The organism is Vibrio agarilyticus (genome assembly GCF_012641465.1).
GTDB classification, from domain to species: Bacteria; Pseudomonadota; Gammaproteobacteria; order Enterobacterales; family Vibrionaceae; genus Vibrio; species Vibrio agarilyticus.
Window position 1 is genome coordinate 1 of sequence record NZ_JABAIK010000043.1, and the last position, 1,539, is coordinate 1,539.

At 41.1% G+C, this 1,539-nt stretch carries 1 pseudogene; it reads left to right on the forward strand.

The window, feature by feature from the left end:
* A pseudogene (locus HGP28_RS18860) lies at window positions 1–629 on the forward strand (hypothetical protein); the annotation flags it as partial.
* Window positions 630–1,539 lie beyond the last annotated feature (910 nt).

Consider the following 1,539-nt stretch of genomic DNA (forward strand, 5'->3'; position numbering starts at 1 on the left):
TTCATCAGACGTTCTCCGTTTGTTTCAGTGTAAACGGAAAAACTCTAATTGCTAACGACCAGCTTTTCGGGGAGGGTTACAATAGCTTCACAGGAAATGACTGGGGGAAAATTAACGCTTTCTCGACTGACTTTAAGTCATTAGCCTCCAAATTTGGCTATCGAAGTGCTGAAGTCGACGAAATCGAAGTGAAGCCAGGAACACTTCTCCCTTATCTAAGTGACATAGAGCTTAGAGAGCAGCTAGAAACACCTACAGAGCTTCAGAAAAAGCAAAGTGCAAGTATGGCCGATATTAAATCTGACTCATCAGCGAGTGATTTTGTAAGGCTTATTTGGTCTTACTTGATTGCACTATATAAAGCATCGGCATCTCAAGGAGGGAACCATCCGGGGCTAATATTGTTTGATGAGCCAGCACAGCACTCTATGAGTACCAAGAGTGTGAATCAAATGCTTGACACCTTAGCAAAAACTCGCGGGTTACAGAGTATTGTGGCGGCATCATTTGATGAAAATGAAGATACTTTTAACTCTTCAGTCGCGGGGTTAAGCGAAAATAGCTTTGAGTTGGTTCGTTTACCTAGGAAAGTAATTGTAAGGCTTGAATCTAGTTTTTTGAATGTGTAATCATGTTCAGGTGAAACAAAAACGAAAAATGGGGCATGTCTTGCCTTTTGACTTACTTTTGCCAATCGTAGCTTGGCTAGTGAGCATAATAATTTAGCACGCTTTTGTCCAGAAACGAGCCTGCACGATCACCGGTGGATGTATATGTAATCACCGAGCGATTCGGATTACCTTTCCCTCAGTCAGTGAGATTCAGTTTCTTTCAACCTGACAGCTTTGCTGGGCAAACAAAAACCAGCGTATCAGCGCTGGTTTAACATGTTGTATTCATGTCACATCAAGTGTCAATTACAACGGAATCCCATTTTCAACATTTGTGATACTTGAGAGGGGGAAAACAGTCTGGAAGCTTATCGAAGTTTATCGTGAGAAAGGGATCAACGTTGACGCGAAGATCTTAAATATCGACAAATTTAACGAACAAATCTGTAGCAAAGTCAGTAATAATCTAGGGAAAATAGTGACATCGAGTTAGCTGTTAGGAAAACAAAAATTTGCTATTCGCATTAAGGCTTTTGATTCTTTGATGTTCAGAGCGTAGTAAACCAAAGCCGTTCAGATGTAGGCTTTGGTTATGATTTAATCTGGTACTTTTGACTGGTATGACAGTGCTTATATTTAGTGGTACAGCTTCAATCGCGCAGCGATTGGCCACCAACAAAGGTTTGATCACAAACAAACAGATGAAATTTTTGCGGATGACTAAAGCCAACACTTAAATCCAAATTAACTTTCCGAAATAGGATCTGTTTTGCTCTAAGGATGCAGCAAAACTAAAATCCAATCTTCGACAGAACGAAATCATTAACAGGGGGAGTGCTAGCGAATCCGCCACCTGAGCCATCATCTATAATGTCGCCGAGCTCTTCAATCAGGTCATCTCTCATCTCATGCAGTGCGCCATCACCTT